This is a genomic window from Microcoleus sp. LAD1_D5 (assembly GCF_036702115.1).
Taxonomy (GTDB): domain Bacteria; phylum Cyanobacteriota; class Cyanobacteriia; order Cyanobacteriales; family Microcoleaceae; genus Microcoleus.
Map to the genome: position 1 here is coordinate 1 of NZ_JAUBSA010000089.1, position 19,838 is coordinate 19,838.

General features: G+C 46.5%; 15 protein-coding genes. 5 read left to right on the forward strand and 10 right to left on the reverse strand.

What is annotated here, in order from left to right:
- Window positions 1-99: 99 nt before the first annotated feature.
- Entirely contained in the window at window positions 100-681 is a 582-nt protein-coding gene (locus QUA70_RS24925) for a Uma2 family endonuclease (protein ID WP_333332396.1), read from the forward strand.
- A 173-nt stretch (window positions 682-854) separates the two neighbouring features.
- Here QUA70_RS24925 and QUA70_RS28675 read toward each other — a convergent pair whose 3' ends face one another.
- Window positions 855-1,109, reverse strand: a complete 255-nt coding sequence (locus tag QUA70_RS28675; protein WP_445251674.1) for a DUF6888 family protein — start codon at window positions 1,107-1,109, stop codon at window positions 855-857.
- A 266-nt stretch (window positions 1,110-1,375) separates the two neighbouring features.
- Between QUA70_RS28675 and QUA70_RS24930 the strand changes: the two genes are divergently transcribed.
- The 3 genes from QUA70_RS24930 (at window position 1,376) to QUA70_RS24940 (ending at window position 4,386) form a co-directional block, all read left to right on the forward strand.
- Complete coding sequence (locus QUA70_RS24930; RefSeq protein ID WP_333332394.1) at window positions 1,376-1,669, forward strand: hypothetical protein; 294 nt, start codon at window positions 1,376-1,378, stop codon at window positions 1,667-1,669.
- Complete coding sequence (locus QUA70_RS24935; RefSeq protein WP_333350547.1) at window positions 1,656-2,789, forward strand: DUF6745 domain-containing protein; 1,134 nt, start codon at window positions 1,656-1,658, stop codon at window positions 2,787-2,789. Before QUA70_RS24930 ends, QUA70_RS24935 begins: the two co-directional genes overlap by 14 nt.
- 232 nt (window positions 2,790-3,021) lie before the next feature.
- Window positions 3,022-4,386: a DUF6745 domain-containing protein gene (locus QUA70_RS24940; RefSeq protein ID WP_333332388.1), complete on the forward strand. Its 1,365-nt coding sequence runs from the start codon at window positions 3,022-3,024 to the stop codon at window positions 4,384-4,386.
- Between the two features lie 601 nt (window positions 4,387-4,987).
- Here QUA70_RS24940 and QUA70_RS24945 read toward each other — a convergent pair.
- From QUA70_RS24945 to QUA70_RS24975, 7 genes are all read right to left on the reverse strand, one after another.
- Window positions 4,988-5,833: a nitrate ABC transporter ATP-binding protein gene (locus QUA70_RS24945; RefSeq protein ID WP_333332386.1), complete on the reverse strand. Its 846-nt coding sequence runs from the start codon at window positions 5,831-5,833 to the stop codon at window positions 4,988-4,990.
- Window positions 5,834-6,017: 184 nt separating this feature from the next.
- Window positions 6,018-8,018: a nitrate ABC transporter ATP-binding protein gene (locus QUA70_RS24950; RefSeq protein WP_333332382.1), complete on the reverse strand. Its 2,001-nt coding sequence runs from the start codon at window positions 8,016-8,018 to the stop codon at window positions 6,018-6,020.
- A gap of 224 nt (window positions 8,019-8,242) precedes the next feature.
- Window positions 8,243-9,088 carry a nitrate ABC transporter permease gene (ntrB, locus tag QUA70_RS24955; RefSeq protein WP_333350549.1) on the reverse strand — a complete coding sequence of 282 codons (846 nt, stop codon included), beginning with the start codon at window positions 9,086-9,088 and terminating at the stop codon, window positions 8,243-8,245.
- A gap of 189 nt (window positions 9,089-9,277) precedes the next feature.
- Window positions 9,278-10,672, reverse strand: coding sequence for a CmpA/NrtA family ABC transporter substrate-binding protein (locus tag QUA70_RS24960; protein ID WP_333350551.1), 1,395 nt, complete (start codon window positions 10,670-10,672; stop codon window positions 9,278-9,280).
- A 782-nt stretch (window positions 10,673-11,454) separates the two neighbouring features.
- Window positions 11,455-14,220 carry an HAD-IC family P-type ATPase gene (locus tag QUA70_RS24965; RefSeq protein ID WP_333332373.1) on the reverse strand — a complete coding sequence of 922 codons (2,766 nt, stop codon included), beginning with the start codon at window positions 14,218-14,220 and terminating at the stop codon, window positions 11,455-11,457.
- 518 nt (window positions 14,221-14,738) lie between these two features.
- Complete coding sequence (locus tag QUA70_RS24970; RefSeq protein ID WP_333332371.1) at window positions 14,739-14,906, reverse strand: hypothetical protein; 168 nt, start codon at window positions 14,904-14,906, stop codon at window positions 14,739-14,741.
- Complete coding sequence (locus QUA70_RS24975; protein WP_333332368.1) at window positions 14,899-16,353, reverse strand: methyl-accepting chemotaxis protein; 1,455 nt, start codon at window positions 16,351-16,353, stop codon at window positions 14,899-14,901. Before QUA70_RS24975 ends, QUA70_RS24970 begins: the two co-directional genes overlap by 8 nt.
- Before the next feature lie 458 nt (window positions 16,354-16,811).
- Here QUA70_RS24975 and QUA70_RS24980 point away from each other — a divergent pair, with 458 nt between their 5' ends.
- Window positions 16,812-17,834 carry a cysteine peptidase family C39 domain-containing protein gene (locus tag QUA70_RS24980; RefSeq protein WP_333350553.1) on the forward strand — a complete coding sequence of 341 codons (1,023 nt, stop codon included), beginning with the start codon at window positions 16,812-16,814 and terminating at the stop codon, window positions 17,832-17,834.
- Between the two features lie 213 nt (window positions 17,835-18,047).
- Here the strand turns inward: QUA70_RS24980 and QUA70_RS24985 are convergent, their stop codons facing one another.
- Together QUA70_RS24985 and QUA70_RS24990 are read right to left on the reverse strand one after the other, a co-directional pair.
- Window positions 18,048-18,536 (reverse strand): hypothetical protein, encoded by a 489-nt coding sequence (locus tag QUA70_RS24985; RefSeq protein ID WP_333332363.1) that lies wholly within the window; start codon window positions 18,534-18,536, stop codon window positions 18,048-18,050.
- A gap of 169 nt (window positions 18,537-18,705) precedes the next feature.
- Window positions 18,706-19,734, reverse strand: a complete 1,029-nt coding sequence (locus QUA70_RS24990) for an isochorismatase (protein ID WP_333332360.1) — start codon at window positions 19,732-19,734, stop codon at window positions 18,706-18,708.
- Window positions 19,735-19,838 lie beyond the last annotated feature (104 nt).

Below are 19,838 nucleotides of genomic sequence, written 5' to 3' on the forward strand. Positions count from 1 at the left end.
CTCATTCTCTCCTTAACGGTGGCTCTAGTTCTTCTTTTGCCACCGTTCTCATCTTTGGTTAGTCTAAACTACAGTAAAATAGTTAAAGGAGGTCGTGCCATGACAGCAACCTTAGACAAACCAAAAGACCAGCGCCTAATTCAATCCGGGATTGATTGGCAACAATTCAAGCTGATCGAGCAGGGGTTTTCTGATTCCCCCGGCATCCGACTTTTTTATTTCAAAGGTGAGGTAGAAATCTTGGCAGTTTCCCAAGAACATGAAGTCTTCAGCGGTGTCATCGCCCTGTTGCTGGGTACGTATTTTGTAGAAAAAGAAATCGATTTTACTCCCACAGGAAGCTTTACCCAGGAAAAAGAAGGAAAAGCCTCCGCACAAGCAGAGCAATCTTACTTAATTGGCAAAGCATCGGGAGGCATTGCAGACCTCTCGATCGAAGTTGTATTTACTAGCGGCAACGAAAGCAAGTTGAATCGTTACCAAGCCTTGGGAGTCCCCGAAGTTTGGTTTTGGGAGGATGGAGTATTTGGCCTGTATCATTTGCGATCGCACGGATATGAAAAAATTGCCCAAAGCGAAGTTCTGCCCGGTTTAGACATCAACCTGCTGTCTCGCTGCTTGCTGATGGCTTCTAGGGTTGAAGCAGTTAAGGAGTTTCGGCGCGGGATTTCGGCGGTTTAGAGAAAACGTGCTTTGGGCGATCGCTCCCCGATTTATAAATATATTGTTAGGATACAATACTCACTTTTATACTCTTTCATTTGCTGGCGAAGGGCTGCCTCAATTTTAGGATAAAAATCAGAATTTTCCACTGTTGTTATTATTGAATTCGATCACTTTTTTCGCCTATCTAATTAGGCTGGTCGTGCAGCTTTGTTCCGGCGAGTTTTAATAAACAAACGCTTTAATGCTATATCAAATATTGCAATATAACCTACTTTAATCATTTTAAAAAAATCCCTATTGGGAGAATTTTTAACCTCAATATCTTCGTCCGACCCAGCCAATACAAACAAGTTGTGGGTTCTCTCGTCAACACAGATTAGGTGAAGAGGTTGCAATGCCAAATAGGTCAAATAATAATTGATTCCATAAATTAACCACAGTATTTGTAGGGGCGGCTTTCACCAACCATCTTTCATTCACATCGACAATATTTATAAACCCGCCCTCACCCAGGCGACTCGAAACTCGCCTCTATTATCGCATTTCTGTTTGCGATCGCACTTTCACGCTCCAAGATAACGCCTGTCAGTGCAGCAAAGAGTTATGGGATTTGGTTTGTGGCTCTTGACAGCTACGTATTACAAGTGTAGTATGTGGTTACGGTAGAAAAGCTCGATCGACACCAGCCAACAAAATTTAGAAAAAACCTATGCAACCCATCCGACAAGGCGACGTAATTCTCACCCCCGTACCGAAAATCCAAGGAGAAAAAAAACCTCACCTAACCCTCGCCGAAGGTGAAGTTACCGGACATTCTCACCAGATTATTGAGGGACAAGCTGAACTGTACGAAAAAGACGGCACTCTGTACTTGCGGGTGCTTTCACCGACAGCTTTATTGAGTCACGAAGAACACCATGCGATCGCAATTCCCGAAGGTAATTGGATGGTGCGACTTCAGCGGGAATATGAGCCACAAGGTTGGAGGTATGTCGCAGACTAAGGTTAAAAAACTAACGCCCGAACAAGCAGCTTTGATTCCAGTTTATCGGGATAAGTGGAGAGAAATTGCTCTCTCCCCTGGGCCGATAAATCGCTCCAAAGCTGCGGAAACAATTAAAGCGGCTTACGCCATAATGGGCAAAAAACCACCGGAAATAATTTTTTGCGATCGCCCTTACGAAGCTGCCGATATAATCGTCAGTCAATTGGACAATCCGAAGAGCCTGCTGCGGAGTCAATTAGAAAGCAAACTGCGTGGCGAATTAGAAAAAAAACTGCGGAGTTATCTACGCAGCAAACTAGAAAGCCAACTGGAAAGACAACTGCAAAGTCAACTAGAACATCAACTTTACACTGAACTACAAAGTCAACTCTGGGGGCCGCAAGAGGAGGATTTAACTCGAGAAGCATCAAACAAATTGTCACAACAATTTAGCGGTACTGGCAGAAAAATTCACTGGCTGACACTAGGAAAACAAATCGATAATTGCATTCAGCCAGAATTATTGGCTGCTTATGGAAGTTTGTTAGATTTTTGCATTTCTGTTCTAAATTTACCTCATTCTTACGGCAGAAATTGGATTGTTTTTCAATCGATTGTCCGGGATTGCGGCTGGATTTATCCTTATGACAAAGTTTGTGTTGTGTGCGAAAGGCCGATCGCACTTTCTGCAGACAGCAACCATCGCTTGCACGCGGAAGGAACACCAGCGGTACAATTTGCCGACGGTTTTTCGATTTACGCCTATCACGGCGTGATTTTGCCCGAATGGTACGGTAGGCTGCACCCGCACCAGTGGCAGTCTAAGTGGGTGTTGAAGGAACAGAATGCAGAAGTTCGGCGCGCGTTAATTCAGGGAATTACTTACGATCGCATTTGTCAAGAATTAGAGGTGAGAGAATTAGATAGTTGGCAGGAATATACTTTATTAAGCATCGATTTTGCCGATGATTTTGATGAGGAGGGTAATCCAAAGCCAGTTTATTTGTTAAAAATGACTTGTCCGAGCACGGGATTGATTCACGCTTTGCGCGTGCCGCCAAATGTGCGATCGGCTAAAGAGGCAATTCGTTGGGTAAATTGGGGAACCGACCCAGAGGAGTTTTCCGTGCAAACTTAAAGATTTTCGATCGCCCTGATAGCCCACCTGGGGTTTAAACCCCAGGCTCAAAGCTCAAGTCAGTTTTAACTGACTGTTAAGATCGTAACGCTGCATAAATAGACAACAAATATTGTATGTGATCGCGATCTAACCATTTAATTTCACTCGGTTGAAACCGACTTAAGCTGTGAGGCAGGGGTTTAAACCCCTGCCGGACTGAAATCTTACCAAACTTGAGGAGAAATTTACTATGCCAGAACCACAAGCAAACCAACCAATTAATTTCAGTAGCTTTGCCGATTGGTGCAAGCACAAAGATAGTCTTTCAGAATCGGCAAGACATACAGTTGAAGTCCTGTTAAAACAGGCTGGCACTTGTGATTGCAATGAAGCCGATCGGATACTATCAAATAGGACTACGCTGCGTCTGGAGAACCATCAAATATCAGATATAACACCCCTGCAATTTATGACTAAATTGGAATGGCTGCGTCTGGGAAACAATCAAATATCAGACATAACACCCCTGAAATTTCTGACTAATTTGACCGATTTGTCTCTGGAAAACAATCCAATATCAAAGATAACTTCGCTGCAATCCCAGTGGGAAGTTATCGCCCGTTCTACAGATCGAATCGATCGCACCCGTGCCGCAGCAGCGATCGAATTTGCCTGTGCAGCCGTCGGTGAGACAAGTATTAACGTTATTATTTGCGGTAGCCCTCATGCAGCCATAGCACAGTTAAAAAAACAGCAACATCTCACTCAGGAAACAGATTTTATCGATCTACTTCAGAAAAAGCTAAAACATGAGTGTTTAATCACATATAGGAATGGTGATTATGAATTAGGGAGATGGGAGGGACAGCTAGAACAAGAATTGGGAGGAGATTTTTCAAACTACAGGAACCGCTCAAGACCCATTATTCCGCCATACTTGTTGGGTACAATCTGCGTGGCAGAATTGTGTGTTTCTACATTCGGAACTATTTTCAAACCAGGGGCACAGAAAGCCTTAGAATGCTTTCAGCAGCTTTTAACAGAATGCGGCTGGATTTTTGCGTTTTATGATGTTTGCTACGTGTGCGATCGCCCAACCAAACTCTGCCTCGACAGCGAACATCGCCTCCATGCAGAAGGAGAATCGGCAATTGAATTTTCCGACGGCTACAAACTCTACTCATATCACGGAGTAACACTGCCCGAAGCATACGGACAAATTCACCCAGATCGCTGGCAAGCGACTTGGCTTTTAGAGGAAGACAATGCGGAAGTTCGGCGAGCGTTAATTCAGGGAATTGGCTACGCGAGAATTTGCTCTGAATTACAGGCAACACAATTAGATTGCTGGAAAGAATACACGCTGCTAAGAATTGATGCTGATATTGATGGCTTCGATCCTGATGATTTCGACCCTGCTTTTTTCGATCCTGTTTATTTCGGTGGCGATGGTAATCCTCCTGAAAAAGAACCTATTTATTTGTTAAAAATGACCTGTCCGAGTACGGGATTTATTCACGCTTTGAGAGTGCCGCCTGATGTGCGATCGGCCCGCGAGGCAATTCGTTGGGTAAATTGGGATATTGACCCAGAGGAGTTTTCCGTGCAAACCTGAGTAAGACCAATTTAAAAAAGTCTGCTGGCTACCATCATCAGTCTTATACCAATTGTTAAAAGTCACAGAACCCCGCCCCGGACTTAGGCTAAACCGTTTCCCTACCCGATATCTGTACTTCACTCAACTGAAAACCCCTATATTGACAAAACCCTTAATTCATGAAACACCGATAAACGTTCCCACAGTGTGCCAGTTCAAAGGGTGGAATGCACAAACCCTCGATCGCCCACAAACGGTTAATAACATCAAGAAGAAGCCCACCCTCGATCGAAGGTGGGCTCTGTTCATGCCAGCTTACCGACAGCTAGGCAATCGGGTCTCTTCGCTGGTAGACGTAAAATATCGGAAAAAGATCCGAACGTCCGAAAAAACTTCTCGTCCACCATTAAGCTTCAGTTTACCCAACCGGATCTGGAAAATTGTGCCCGCAGCGATGTTCCCCGGAAATCGGGGAACACTGGGGCTTCAACTTTTCAATAGACTTCTGCAAACAAGCAAGTCTTGGGCCCGCAGGAGGTCTAACTCCTACTGTGCAAAAGAATTAAAATTTTTCGAGAAGTCTCCTAATTCTCCTCTTTAACTTTGATTTCCCAACCGATTAGGCATCGTGATCGTGTGCAAAGCGACGGAACAGGAAATCTAAGGCGTAGTTCCGCAAATTGTAGTATTCCGGATCTTCCATCATTTGAACCCGATCGCGCGGACGCGGAAAAGGAATCTCCAAAACTTCGCCAATTGTCGCCGACGGGCCGTTAGTCATCATCACCAGTCGATCGGCCAAAAACAGCGCTTCATCAATATCGTGAGTAATCATCAACACCGTACAGCGGTGATCGTTCCAGATTTTCAGCAACTCTTCTTGCAATTCCTCCTTAGTAATTGCGTCCAGAGCACCAAAAGGTTCGTCTAAAATTAGCACTTTTGGGCGAATTGCCAAAGCGCGGGCGATAGAAACCCGCTGCTTCATCCCCCCCGAAATTTGTGGCGGTCTTTTCTCAGCAGCTTCTGTCAATCCCACCATCGCCAAATGCTCATTGACGATCGCATTTTTTTCGACCTTCGACTTATTCGGAAATACAGCATTAACAGCTATATAAACATTTTCAAACACCGTCCGCCAAGGCAGCAAAGCGTAACCCTGAAACACCACCATGCGATCGGGGCCCGGCTTCGTAATCCGCTGCCCGTTAATCGTCACGCTACCCTGGCTGGGATGGCTAAAACCCGACACCATATTTAACAGTGTTGATTTGCCGCAGCCGGAGTGTCCGATCAGAGTAATAAACTCTCCCTCAGCTACATTCAGATTGACGTTTTCTAAAGCCCTGTAACCGTTTGGATATTCTTTGTAAACATTGTCCATCACCAAAAAAGGTTGGCGGCGGCCTTTTCCCCCCTGGATTTGAGTTTTGGTGTTCGTCTGGTTTTTAGTGGTGTTGAGCATGGGTTTAGGAAATTGTGAGTGGATGATTTGCGAAGAAAGAAGGAAGTTCGGCAACGGATTATGTAACGGATTTAACGGATTCAACGGATTTCCTGAAGAGGGAATTACTCACTAGCAATTAGCACTTAAAAACTAACAACTAACCATTAGCAATTACCCTGTTTTTATCGAACTAAAAACCGCTTTAAGCAGCTCTGCGGCCGGAATCGAGTACAACTTCAGCCATCGTGAAATCGCGTTTAATCGCCAGATTGTTGAGATAGCCGATCGGATCGTCAGCATTAAACACCGAGCCGTCAAACAAGCTGAGAGAACCGCGAGTGTAAGTAATATCAGCCATCCCCAGCTCTCGGGCCGCCGTGCTGAACGCACCCACTTTTACCACCCGTTCCAAAATTTCCACCCAGTTGCGCGGGAACACAGTATCGCCCCAGCGCGCCATCTGCACCATGTGCCAGAGTTGTTCGGTGCGGCTTGGGCGATTCACCCCCTCTCCAGAAAACAAGTGGTGGGCGTATTCCCGCATCGGAGTATCGAGGTTGCAAGCAACAGATTTCGGGTCGCCGAGTTGGATGTAACTTTTATCAGTAGCGACGTACTCCCTTCCCGCGACAATTTCCGAAACCTCCGCGGCGTGATTTGGATCGGCGCAATACTGGCAAGCTTCCAGCAAAGCTTTGACTAGAGCAATGTGAGTGTTGGGATAAGCATTTGCCCAGTCTTCCCGAACTCCGAGAATTTTCGCGGGGTGTCCGGGCCACAGTTCCAAATCTGTCGCCACCGTAAAGCCGACTCCTTCCATTGAGGCCCGCAAGTTCCAAGGTTCGCCGACGCAGAAACCGTCAATAGTGCCGCCCTGCAAGTCAACGATCATCTGAGCCGGTGGGATATTTTTGAGCAACACATCGTGATCCGGGTCAATGCCGCCGGAAGCCAGCCAGTAACGCAGCAACAGGTTGTGCATCGAAGAAGGGTGCACGATCGCCATACGGTGCGTTTGCGCGGGCGTTCTCTGAAGCATTTTTTTAAAATCTGCCAGAGTGTAGATCCCTTGGTCGTAAAAGCGCCTCGCTAGGGTAATTCCGTTGCCATTGCGGCTCATGGTGAGGGCTGTAACCGTCGGAATCGGCTTTTCTTGGTGGCCCCCCAAGCTCAACCACACCGCCATCCCAGAGGGCATTTGAGCTGCGTCTAAGTAACCTGCGGCGATGCCGTCTACGATGCCGCGCCAGCTTGTTTCCCGCACCAGGTGGACTTCATCGAGGCCGTGCTTGGCAAAAAAGCCTTTTTCTTTGGCGACAGCGAGGGGAGCACAGGCGGCCAGCGGAATAAAGCCGAGTTCGAGGTTGACTTTTTCCAGGCCGTGGCGGGCGATCGCGGGTACTTTCCGCGCCCGCAGTTTTTTGACGCGCTTCTGCTGGTTGAGGAAGTAAATCATTTCGCTACGTAGAGCGTAGTAGCTCGGGTGTGAGACGACTTCCATGCGCTGGCGGGGGCGGGGGATGTCTACTTCGAGAATCCCGCCAATCTTCGATTCTGGGCCGTTGGTGAGCATGACAATGCGATCGCTCAGCAACACGGCCTCATCCACATCGTGCGTTACCATCAGGGCGCTGATTTCGTACTCTTGGCAAATTTCCATCAACTTTTCTTGCAAGTTGCCGCGAGTCAAAGCATCCAAAGCGCCGAAGGGTTCGTCTAATAGTAACAGTTTGGGGCGCAGGGCCAGAGCACGGGCGATCGCCACGCGCTGTTTTTGTCCGCCCGACAGCAGTGCCGGTTGCTTCTCGGCGTGGGGAGTTAAGCCCACCATGTCGATGTGTTTTTGGATGATGTCGAGGCGTTCGGCTTTGGGTAAGCCACTCATTACCGAGTCTACGGCTAGGGTAATGTTTTCTCTGACCGTCCGCCAAGGTAGCAGGGAATAGTTTTGGAATACTACCATGCGATCGGGGCCGGGCTGGGTGATTCTTTGTCCTTCGATTGTCACCAATCCTTCTGTCGGCATATCCAAACCTGCGACCATATTGAGCAGCGTAGATTTGCCACAGCCGGAGTGTCCAATTAAGGAGATAAATTCGCCTTTTTTAATTTCCAGATCGATGCCTTTGAGGGCTATGTATGTGCCGCCGTCTGTTAAATTAAATACTTTTCCGACTTGTTCTACTGCAATCAAAACAGACATGATTTTCTTGCCTTTTTTGTATGTTTGTTGTTTCGCTAGCTGCTAATTAACTGGTTCCCTGGCTGAGCCGGGAAGTAGAAATACTTTTACTCGCTTCCCAGTATAAGATTATCTACTTCTTCCCTCTTCTTCCTTCTTGTCCTAGCGCTTACGATCCGCTTTGCTAACGCGTCTTCGCGGTTAAATAATCCTAATTCTTCCGGCCCCAAAGAATTAACTCAAAACTACTTTCCTTGAGAAGGAGCAATTTTTTGCTGCAACCAAGCCATCATGCGATCGAGCAACAAACCAACAGCCCCAATGTAGAACACCGCTAACAGAATTTCGCTAATGTAGTTTTGCTGGTAAGCATTCCAAATAAAGAAGCCGATACCCGTAATCCCAGACATCACGATTTCCGCTGCAATAATCGCCAGCCAAGCCAAACCGATCGCAATTCTCAATCCTGTGAAGATGTAAGGAAGTGCCGACGGAAACAAGATATTGAGGTAATACTCTTTCCGAGAAAGTTGCAGCACTTTCGCAACGTTGTTGTAATCGTCGGGAATTTGGCGAACACCTTCAGCCGTGTTGATCAAAATTGGCCAAACTGAAGTGATAAAAATCACGAACAAAGCAGCAGGTTCGTTTTGTTGCAGTGCAGCCAGGGCAATGGGCACCCAAGCCAAAGGCGCCACCATCCGCAAAAACTGAAAAAGCGGATCTAAAGCGCGGTTTAGAAAAGGATTTGTACCTACCAAAACACCTGTACCAATTCCCACAACGGCCGCGAGAGTGTACCCTTTTGCCACCCGTTCCAAACTCGCCAAAGTCTGCCAAAATAAGCCAATTCCGTAGGTTTTGGAGTTCATGAAAGGATACAGCAACAAAATCCGCGTCCGTTCGTCAGTCCAAATGCTGATCGGCCCCGGCAGTTTTATCAGTCCCGTACTTGACAAGAATTGCCAAACCAACAGAAACCCCAAAACTCCTAAAATTGGCGGCAAGATATTTGGGGAATTCTTCTTCCAAAACTCGCCAAATGCTCCTGGGACAGCGACTCCGCCTCTCCGATTTGTGCTGACAGCCATCTTGTGAATCTCCTATGTTTCTGCTGTTTTTTTCGAGAATAAATTAATGGAAGGGCGTGCATTGGTGTTAACAAACAAGTTCAACCTTTAGTGCCTAGCGGACTGAGAGAAAAAGCGTTAAGTTGACACCAATGGCGGGCAGTATCCACCCTACAATTCGAGACTAAATTATGCGAAGCTAAGACCACATCACACTTTTTTAATTGCCAAACTCTTGAGGTAAGCTTCTGGCTGCTCAGGATTAAATTCTGTGCCGTCAAAGAACTTCTCAACGCCGCGAGACGTACTTTTAGGAATTTCAGAATCAGCAACTCCTGCTAATTTAGCTGCCTTCTTCCAGATATCTTCGCGGTTGACTTTATCGATGAGTGTGTTTTTATCTGCCAATGTTTTTGTCGGCAGGAAACCCCAGCGAACGCTTTCGGTTAAGAACCACAAATCGTGACTCTTGTAGGGATAAGAAACGTTGCCGACGCCATCCTTCCAGTACAGCGGGCTACTGTTGAAGTCGTTGATGTCTGGTTTGCCATCGCCCATGATGTACTTGCCTTCGTAGGGAGGCGTCAAAAATTGGGGAGATATATCAAAGTAGTTTCTTCCAGAAGTAATGGCAACTAATTCTGGGCGATTTTCTGGTTTGTCGCACCACTGCTGGGCTTCAATCAGTCCTGCTAAGAGGGCTTCGGTGGCTTTCGGGTGTTTGTCTACCCAGTCGCTGCGAATTGCTAGATATTCCTCCGGGTGACCTTTCCAGATTTGGCCAGTCAGGGCGGACATGAAGCCAATTTTGTCTTGGACGATCCGCAGGGGCCATGGGTCGCCGGTACTGAAACCGTCCATGCTTCCGGTTTTCATGTTGGCCACGGTTTGGGCCGGCGGTACTGTTAGCAATTCGGCATCTGCGTCGGGATCGATGCCGTTAGCAGCTAGCCAGTAGCGAATCCAAAAGTCTTGGTTGACTTTGGGGAAGGTGTAGGCTGCTTTGAAGGGAGTACCTGCTTGTTTGAGGCCTTTGATGTAGTCTTGGGCTGCTTGATCTAGTTTGAGCCCGATGCCTTTACCTTGGTGTTTGGCTGCGATCGCAATTCCATTTCCTTGAGTGTTCAACTGGGCTAGAACATACATCGGGATTTGGACGCTGTTTTTGGTAATCAACCCTTTACTAATTTGATAAGGCATCGGCATTTGCCACTGGCCACCGTCAATGCCGCCACCTGCAGATCCGATTTCTACGTTATCTCTTGCCGAACCCCAGTTTGCTTGCTTGGCAATCGTGACTTCGGTCATGCCGTATTTGGCAAAAAAGCCTTTTTCTTGGGCAATGATTAAAGGTGCTGCTTCGACGATCGGGATATATCCCAATGTGATTTTAGTGCTTTCAATTCCTTCGACTCTTTTCTCATTGGCAACAGCCACTACTGAGGTAGCTGCGGGTATTGCGCCGTCAGCACCTGCAGTTGCACCGGGTTCTGGGGGATTTCCCAAACAACCTTTGAGCAGTATTGAACCCAGGGCAGATGCACCTGCTTTGAGGATAAATTTACGCCGAGAAAGCGCAGAAAATTCATCTGAAAATCTTGTCATAGCCTAGCCTCGCTGCAATTCATAATCTTCTGTAACAACATTCACTGAAGGTTATCAACGCGCTTTTTTGCTGTTCGCTAATTGGGTTTAGCTAACTGTTTTGAGCGCTGGTTGGCAGGAGGGAGCAAAAGATTTATCGCTAGTATAAGTCTTTAAACTATCCCTGCTGATTTGACTGGTTTGATTAATATCGATATTTCGATCGGCCCAGTTGCGTGAACTCACTTTTTGCGAGCCGCACGTTTCCTTGACTTGATAATTAACTCTACCGTACTCTTGCGGAAATTATAAAACAATTATTAAATTTGATTGATAAGCAAATCTTTTGGGACTGCGGTATCGATAAGGAGCCGTTGGGAAGAGCGATCGGGTTTGCTTATCAAAACTGCTTCAAACCAAGACCTGCTGGCTAAAGGTTGTAGCGAAGGGCGATCGGGGAGCATTCAAAATTATTGTCAATAAGCGGTAAATATCGCCACCAGCGCACATTTACTTTGTTAATATATCTATACTTTTTTAACGGTTAATTGTAGTGGATTATACAGAAATAATTAAGGTTTTAGGAAACGGCTGTTTTCAAAGGGTTAACGGCTTTTCATTGGTGGACTAAAATTGGCAGTTCATCGTAAGTGATTTACCGGACATGATATGACGTGGGCTTTCAGGTTCGATTTCTGCAAAACAGAGAAACCAGGTTTCTTGAAGAAACCTGGTTTCTGAACAGCCGAAATTAGTAATCGGTGGCAGTACCTACAAGTTCGATCGCACTTTTGTGCAGCAGCTTAGTTGGGCGGGTCAAAGCGGTTGACGGAGAGAGCAACACCGATCATCGGCAGGGCTACGCCGAAGCAAATCAGCCACTGATCCAAGTTCATCGGAGCCGTCTCAAATATGCGATTGACAAACGGAGAGTTAGCAAAAATGATCTGCAAAATTATCGCCAGGACAATTCCCACACCCAGGGCGGGAGCGCCGCTAACTTCTTCCTTAGAACCGCTAAATTTAGCAATCAAAGAAGGCAACAACTGGCTGAGACTCAATAGGTAAAAAATTCTCCCCATTACCAAAGCTTGAATCGCCATCGTGCGGGCCAGTTCCAAGGTTCCCCAAGGAGCTTGGCGTACCCATTCAAACATTCCAAAAATCAGAGTCCAGTTGTAAAGAGAAATAGCGATGATCCGCTTGATCCGATTTCCGGTGAGGAAAGCTTCGTTTACCGGTCGGGGCTGCTGTTTCATGACTCCCGCTGACTTGGGCTCGAAAGCTAGGGGCACAGTCATGGTGATCGAGTTGAGCATATTCAGCCAGAGAATTTGTAGCGACAAAATCGGCAATTCTCGACCGAGGAGGGTGCTGAGCAAAATTGTCATCGATTCTCCGCCGTTGACTGGGAGAATGAAGCTGATTGCTTTGAGCAGATTTTTGTAAACAGATCGCCCTTCTTCGACAGCAGATTCGATCGACGCAAAGTTATCATCGGTAAGAATCATGTCGGCGGCTTCCTTAGAAACCTCAGTACCGCTGCCCATCGCAATGCCGATATCCGCTTGTTTGAGGGCTGGGGCGTCGTTAACGCCGTCTCCCGTCATCGCCACTATTTCGCCTTTTTGCTGCAAAGCTTCTACCAGGCGGAGTTTTTGTTCTGGGGCGACGCGGGCAAAAACTGAGCCGGCTTCTACGGCTTCGCCGAGTTCCTGCTTGCTCATTTCGGCGAGTTGAGCGCCGGTGTAGGCTACAAGTTCTCTGTGGTGTTTAGTTTTGCGGAATCCCATGCGGCGGGCGATCGCCTTGGCTGTAGCGATGTGGTCGCCGGTAATCATTTTGACTTGGATGCCGGCGGTTTGACAAGCTTGGACGGCTGCGATCGCTTCTGCCCGCGGCGGGTCAATCATGCCTTGGAGTCCCAAGAAAACCAGGCCTGACTCCAAATCCGAGTGATCGACGGAATTTTGGCTTTGGGGTACTGGCTTTTTCGCTAAAGCCAAGACGCGCAAGCCTTGCTTTGCCATTTCATCCACTTGATGGTGAATTTGTGCGCGATCGACTTCTACCGGATTTCCTTGAGTGTCGAGACTGGAACCGCAGCGGCCGAGAATTGATTCTACGGAACCTTTGACGTACAAAATTTTGCCATTGGGAGTTCGGTGCAGCGTCGCCATGTATTGAAACTGAGATTCAAAGGGAATTGAATCCAGCCGCTGCATTGACTTGGACAAAATTTGCTGGCTCAAATCAGCTTTTTTGCCTGCTGCAATTAACGCTCCTTCTGTCGGATCTCCGACGACAATCCAATTATCGTCTTTGAATTCCAAGTGAGAGTCGTTGCAAAGCAGTCCAGCTTGCAAACATTCTTGCAAAGTAGGAGCTTGGCTGACAGTAATTGGCAGTTGGTTGAGTTGAATTTCACCTTCGGGGCTGTATCCCGTACCCGTAACCGAGTAGGATTCGCCGCCAGAATAGATTTCTTGCACCGTCATTTGGTTTTCCGTCAAAGTTCCGGTTTTGTCGGAACAGATGACTGTAGCGCCGCCGAGGGTTTCGACTGCGGGCAATTTGCGGACGATCGCGTGGCGATTTGCCATCCGGGAAACGCCTACGGCTAGGGTGACGGTGATGACGGCGGGTAAGCCTTCGGGAATTGCGCCGACAATCAGGGCGACAGCGGGTTCGACTGCTTCTTTAAAGGCTGAAACTCCCGCAGGAACTGGCCGTCCCAATCTGACGGCGAAGGTCAAGGTTGCCATTCCCAACACGAATAACAGCCAGTTTTGACTAAATTGATTGAATTTGCGGGTTAAGGGGGTGGTGAGGTCGATGTGCCGATCTAATAGTTGGGAGATTTTGCCGGTTTCGGTTTTATTGGCGATCGCAATTACGATGCCGCTACCTTGGCCAAAAGTGACAAAACTGCCGGCATAGGCCATGTTATCCCGTTCTGCTAGTGGCGTTTCTTTTGGCAGAACTATGTCTCCCGACTGTCCTAATTCTTTTTCGACAGCAACAGATTCCCCGGTGAGTCCCGATTCGTCAATTTGCAAGTCGCGCACTTTCACTAAGCGCAAGTCTGCCGGTACTTTGTCGCCGGAAGTCAGGGTTACTAAGTCACCGACTACGAGTTCTTTGGAGGGAATTCTTAATTTTTTGCCACCCCGAATTACTGTGGCTTCGGTGGTGACAGCTTGGGCTAGGGCTTCAATTTTTTTCTCGGCTCCAGCTTCTTGGATGAAACTAATAGTAGCGTTGGTGGTTGTTACGCCCCAAATTACGCTAGCGTTTAGCCATTCTCCGATCACTGCTTTGATTAAACCTGCACTCAGCAAGATGATCAGGAGGGGTTGGTTAAATTGCAGGATAAATTTTAACCAGGCTGGTTTCCCTGCTTTAACCGTTAGTTCGTTGGGCCCGAATTTCTGTTGGCGATGGTTGGCTTCTGTCGGTTCTAAACCGCTTTCCAGGTTGGTTCCTAAGATAGTTGCAACCTTGGATATTTCTAGGTAGTGCCAATATTGCTCTGCTACGTCTACATCGTTGGCGGATCTTGATGGCATGATTCTTCCTGAATATTTGGGGTGTCTGACGAGCTTCGATCGCTCCTTAATAGGCACGCTCAATACAATTCATCGCTCCAAGGAGCGTGAATATATTGAGCGGCTGAATTGTTTTGATTACTTTAACGGGCTGTGACTTACATCTATATTACAACCGATGTGGCCGTTTGTGGCAAAAGATTTGGGGGATTTTTTTCGGGGCTAAATCTTGTTTGGGACTTGGTGGCTAAGGTGGGGAAAAGTCGATCGCATCCCTTGACATTTTGCAAATTTTAGGTGTGGTTGAAGAAAGAGGGAAGAAGGCAGGAGGCAAAAGAAAAATGCTGCCACTCCCCCACTCTCCTCCTCCTCCGCTTCCCCACGGACGATCGCAGAGCGTGTTAAAACCTAGTTAAGCGACAATATTCTGAACTTATAGAAATAGTAGTGACACTGGTGCTGGTTTCGGTGCTGTTAGTCTAGGGAATGCGGTTCGGGCTGGTGTTAGTTCGATCTGGAGTGACAGCTAAGGATTTGTTTTAGGGCAGAAATTCGATCGCCCTGGCTTTCGCGATGCACTCGTCTGCGAGCATTTTGACTTCGATGCCGGCTGTTTGACAAGCTGGGAGGGCTGCCAGATCAATTGATGACTTAATGCTATCAATTGCTAGTCTGCTAGCCCAAAACACTGAGCGCCCTTTAGACAATTGAATTGAGATTTTGGGCTGCCTCGTTCAATTGTTGAGTGCCTACTTTGGTTTGAGTAATACCACTAGCGGTTTCTTTTGCCGATAGGTTGAGGCTGTTCATCGCCTCCACTACTTGTTGAATTGCCACTGCTTGTTGTTGAGCAGTTAGAGAAATTTGTTGATTGTTCAATACCACATTGTTAACAGCATTTGCTACTTCCGAGAAAGCTGCTGCCGTTTCTTGACTGATTTTGGTTCCTTCTTCTACTGTTTTAGTACCTTCCTTTGTCACCGTTACGGTGGAATTTATCGCATTCTTGATATCATCGACTAGGCGGTTAATTTTCTCGGCTGATTTCTTACTTTTATCTGCTAGTTTGCGGATTTCTGTGGCTATGACAGTAAAACCTTTGGCGTTTTCGCCCGCCCGGACTGCTTCTACTGAGGCATTCAGTGCCAGCATATTTGTTTGATTGGCTAAATCTGTGACATCAGTAGAGATATTGCCAATCTGATGGGTTTGTTGGCTCAATTGCAGAATTTGTGCCGCTATCGCCCCGACATTTTCTTTCAATATTGTCATCGATTCCAGGGTTTGTTCCACTGCTAGGGTTCCCTTTTCAGCGATCTTTAAAGCTTGCCGTGCAGATTCCGCACCAGCTTGAGCTTGGTGGGCTGATTGTTGGGAAGCCGCGCCCAACTCATCCATTGTAATTGTAGTTTGATTTACAGAGCTAGATTGCTGTGCGGCTGTCCGTTCCTGCTGTTCAACTGTGGCCGCAATCTCTGTGGAAGAACTAACAATCGTATTGACTGACTGATTCAGTCTCTCTGCAATGCCTGAAGCAATCCACAGAGCGATCGCAATTGCCGTAAGTGCAGCTAAAGCAGTGCTTAAAATCACGACTGTAGTCAGGAACTGCAAAGCTTGTATTTGCTCTTTTTCTCTGTTAGCTAAAATTTCTTTCTGGGTGCTTTGAAAATCCTTAGCTATAGCATCAACCTGACGAAGCTTTGGTACAATTTGTGTCTTCCACAAGTTAAGTCCATCGTCTCGCCTACCTTGATCGACCAAAGAAAAGGCTTGTTTATAGCCTTGGTCTATCTGATCTTGTAATACATTCATTTCCTCTAGCCGCTGGAGCTGCTTCGGGTTTTGAACCCACTTAAGTAAATCCTGATAGAAGTAGTCAAAGCTGTTTACCTGTTCATTGTATTCAGTTAAGAAATCACTCTCTTGTGCCAAAAAATAGCCGCGAGCAGCTTTCTGCATACCTGAAAATCCCAGTTCAAGGTCTTTTAGACCTATAACAATAGCATTAGAAGTATTTAGGATTTTGGCTTTTTCTTCTACTTGCTTAGCATTTAAAAAAACCAAAGTAGCTGCTCCAACTGAAAGCAAAATCGGTATGGAATATCCCCACAGGATACGCTCTCTTAATTTTGTCGATTTGAAGTTAATCATCTTGAACTTTTCCTGTTATTACCCAAATCAATCCAAATTAATCGCCTTCGCCGTTAAATACTGAATTGGGTTAGTGATAGCAGCGACAGAGTGAACACTGGCTGTACCTTTTTTATTAAGCCCATCTAACGTCTAACATCCTGATGCTACTGCCATTGTTTGACTAATTTTATTTCCTTATTCTAGTGTGTTAGTGCGTTCCTTTTTCACTAAGCTGTTCGACATTTAAAGGACGATTGTAGGGTGTGTCAGTACATAAGCGTTTCCCTCATCGAGCGTAAGTGTTCTAGCTGACGCACCTTACCTGGTTCGTTAGTCGTTTAAATGCGTAACAGCTTATTACAGTGGTATCGAGGGCATTCTTCATATCAGGGACAAGGTTGTTAACCTTCTCGGCAGATTTCTTACTTTGATCGCATAAATGTTACAACCTAGTTAAGCAACAAAATTTTGAGTTCATGGAAATAGTAGTGACGCTGGTGCTGGGTTCGGTGCTGTTTGTCTGGGGAATACGATTCGGGCGGGTGTTAGTTCGCTCTGGAGTGACGGCTAACGATTTGTTTAAGGGCAGAAATTCGATGGCCCTGCTGTTTTTGGGTTTTTATATTGCTTTGCTGCTACTGGCTCTAAATATGCCTCAAATGCCTGTTTTGCCGATCGAGTGGCGCTTTCACGGGATGCGAGTTACTTGGACTTTGCTACGAGTGATGTTGATGGGAGTCTGCGGTATTGGCTTTAGTATAAGTTGGTTGACAGCGCGATCGCAAGTAATCGCAGTAATTTTAATTTGCTTGTTGGGATTGGCAGGATTTACCAGCGCTGAAAACTATTTTATGGCGCCAATTTACGCGGATTTAATAGATAATTTGCGGCCCAACGGTGTGTTTCGACAAACATCTAACAGCAGTTGCGCCCCCGCCGCCCTAGCAACAGTGTTAAGGCGTTGGGGAATCGATGCGACGGAATCGAGTGTAGCGCGTTTTGCCGGGACGAGTCGCTTGGGAACTTCGATGCCACAAATAATTGTAGCAGCAAGAGCTTTGGGCGTAAATGCGATCGAACTAACGCCAACTTGGGAGCAAATTCAGCAAATTAATCGCCCCGGAGTGCTAGCAGTTTGGCTGTTTGACGGCCCTCGGAAGCTACCGCACGCGGTGGCTTTGCTGGGAATGAATGACAGTGTAGCTGCCATTGGAGACCCGGCGCGGGGCAGGATTTTCTATTTAGATAGGGCAACTTTTGCCCAGGTTTGGCGCGATCAATACGTGCCAATTTTCCGGTCTGCGGATATCTTGTTAAGCAACCAGCAAGCTATTGACTATTTGAGTAAATTAGGATATAATAGCGGCAATTTAAAAGCCGATATCGAGCGCTTTCAAACAGATAAAAAATTGCAAGTCAGCGGCAACTTAGACCGGATGACGGAATTAATGTTGAGCGGCAGTTTTTTGCAAGAAGTCCCCAGATTGGATGGGAAATAGTTATTGAAAATAGTCAACCGCAGAGGCACTTTTGACAGACAGAAAATAGGAATCATGCGGTTTTTTTCAAACAATCTTTGAGTCATTCGTTCATAGCGATCGCAAAAATTCGCTCGCACCTTGGTAGCATGGCTGCCTGAAATTACCGTAAGCGTAGGCAGTTGCATCTAATTCCTCGTATATTTTTACCCTCGATCGCACCTTAGCCACCCCTCACCGTTTTTGACAATTGGGAACAGTTGAATCGGTCATTTTCGGCTCAGAAAGCTTGACTTCCCATCCAGGTAAATTCCACCAATTAACTCGCTGATTCGGCTGAATCCAAAAGTTTAGTTGCGTGATCTTGCCATCCTCAAATCTGAGTAGGGGAAAGTTAGGATAACTGGTATCATCGGTTTCGCGATAAGTGCGTCCAAGGTAATTTAGGCAGGTCGTTAATCCCTCAGTAATTCCCAATTCTTCCACTCCCGTTCCCTTCAATTTGGCATCATCGTAGGTGAAAGAACCGTTGAATGAATTGCCCGCTAACCCGCCTTTAGTAACAGTGATGGTGAAATCGTAGGTGACGGGAACTGCGTAGGCTTGGGTTGCATTTACAACTGTGATCAGAAAAGTCGTGGCGATGGCCACCGATAGTTTTGAAATTGCTCGCACACTCGCATCCCGAAACAGAACAACACTATAAATTTTGTTTTCAGCCATCGGGAAACTCCTTAACTACGCTTCTATCGTAAGTGATTTACCGGATATGATATCATACGTAATCCGTTAAATGCGATCGCAGCCGAGTGCCAAGCGAACAAAAATTACCGCATCTGGTTAATCATGTATACTTTTTTGCACGGAAAACCGCAAGATAAAATACTCGTCTTTAATCGCCCAGAATTAACTCAGTAGATTTAACCACATTCATTCCCGCCGCCGCAAATTTTTGATAAGCTGCATCTGCTTGTTCCGTAAAATCAACAACACCCGGAACAACCACAGGCGAAGTGCAATCTTCCAGCAAATAAACCTTCTTTGCCAAATTCGGATCTCGCACCAAAATTTCCGTTAACAAATCATCAATTGTCCAAGCAACGCAGTGACTTTTGGCTTGTCCGGCAATAATTACTGCATCAAAATCGAGCAATTTATCAATAAAGCTAGCATTCTTTTCAGCAATCGGATTGCCGTCGAATCCATCTAAAACTTCCGGCCGCAAAACCGAATAGTTTTCTGTTAGTGGATTCCCGCCTTTGATTTCAAAAAGTGCTTGGCTGTTGCGGGCGATGCTGTGGAAAAATATTGCTTCTTCCACCGCAGAAACCAGGGCGTGTCCGATACCGCCCAGCATCGAGTGATAGGGCCAAATTGTCAGGGGATATTTCCCATCGTCGCTGAGTTTTTGGACGTAGTGGCAAGCCTGTTTTTCCAGTGCTGAAAAATTGCCGTCGCTAATGCTGTGGGCGACGGCGGGATTGACTTTCCAAATGCCTTTTTGGACATCTTCCAGTGTAATAAAAGTTGCCGCTGGTAGGGGGTGTTCGCCTGCTTCGTCGATCCAAAAAATTGGATGAAAAATTTGCATGGCGGTGTGGGTGTCCATTGTCGGCGCAATGGTTGTAATTGCATTTAAATTGCGATAGATGAATTCGCACAGCCGCAGGTTATCATCGACAGCACCGCTACCGGAACGCCCGCCCACAAATAATTCAAACTCGGGCAAACAAAAGGTATTTTGGGCATCTATTATCAACAAAAAAATGCGGTTTGTGTCGCTGGCGGCTGGCTGGATGTTGTGCTGTTTTGCCCAATCTTTCGCTTGGGTGGCGCGTTTTTGGTAGAGGACTCGCCAGACGTCGCCTAATTTTTTAGGGTCGAAATGTTCGGGGATTGCAAGTTGGGCTTTTGGTGTCATGACAATCGCTTTTAGGGTAGTTTACAGTAATAGACCTCTTGCAAAATAATTTTATGATATAATGGAAAGTTTTGCTTGACTGGATTGAATCCCAACTATTAACT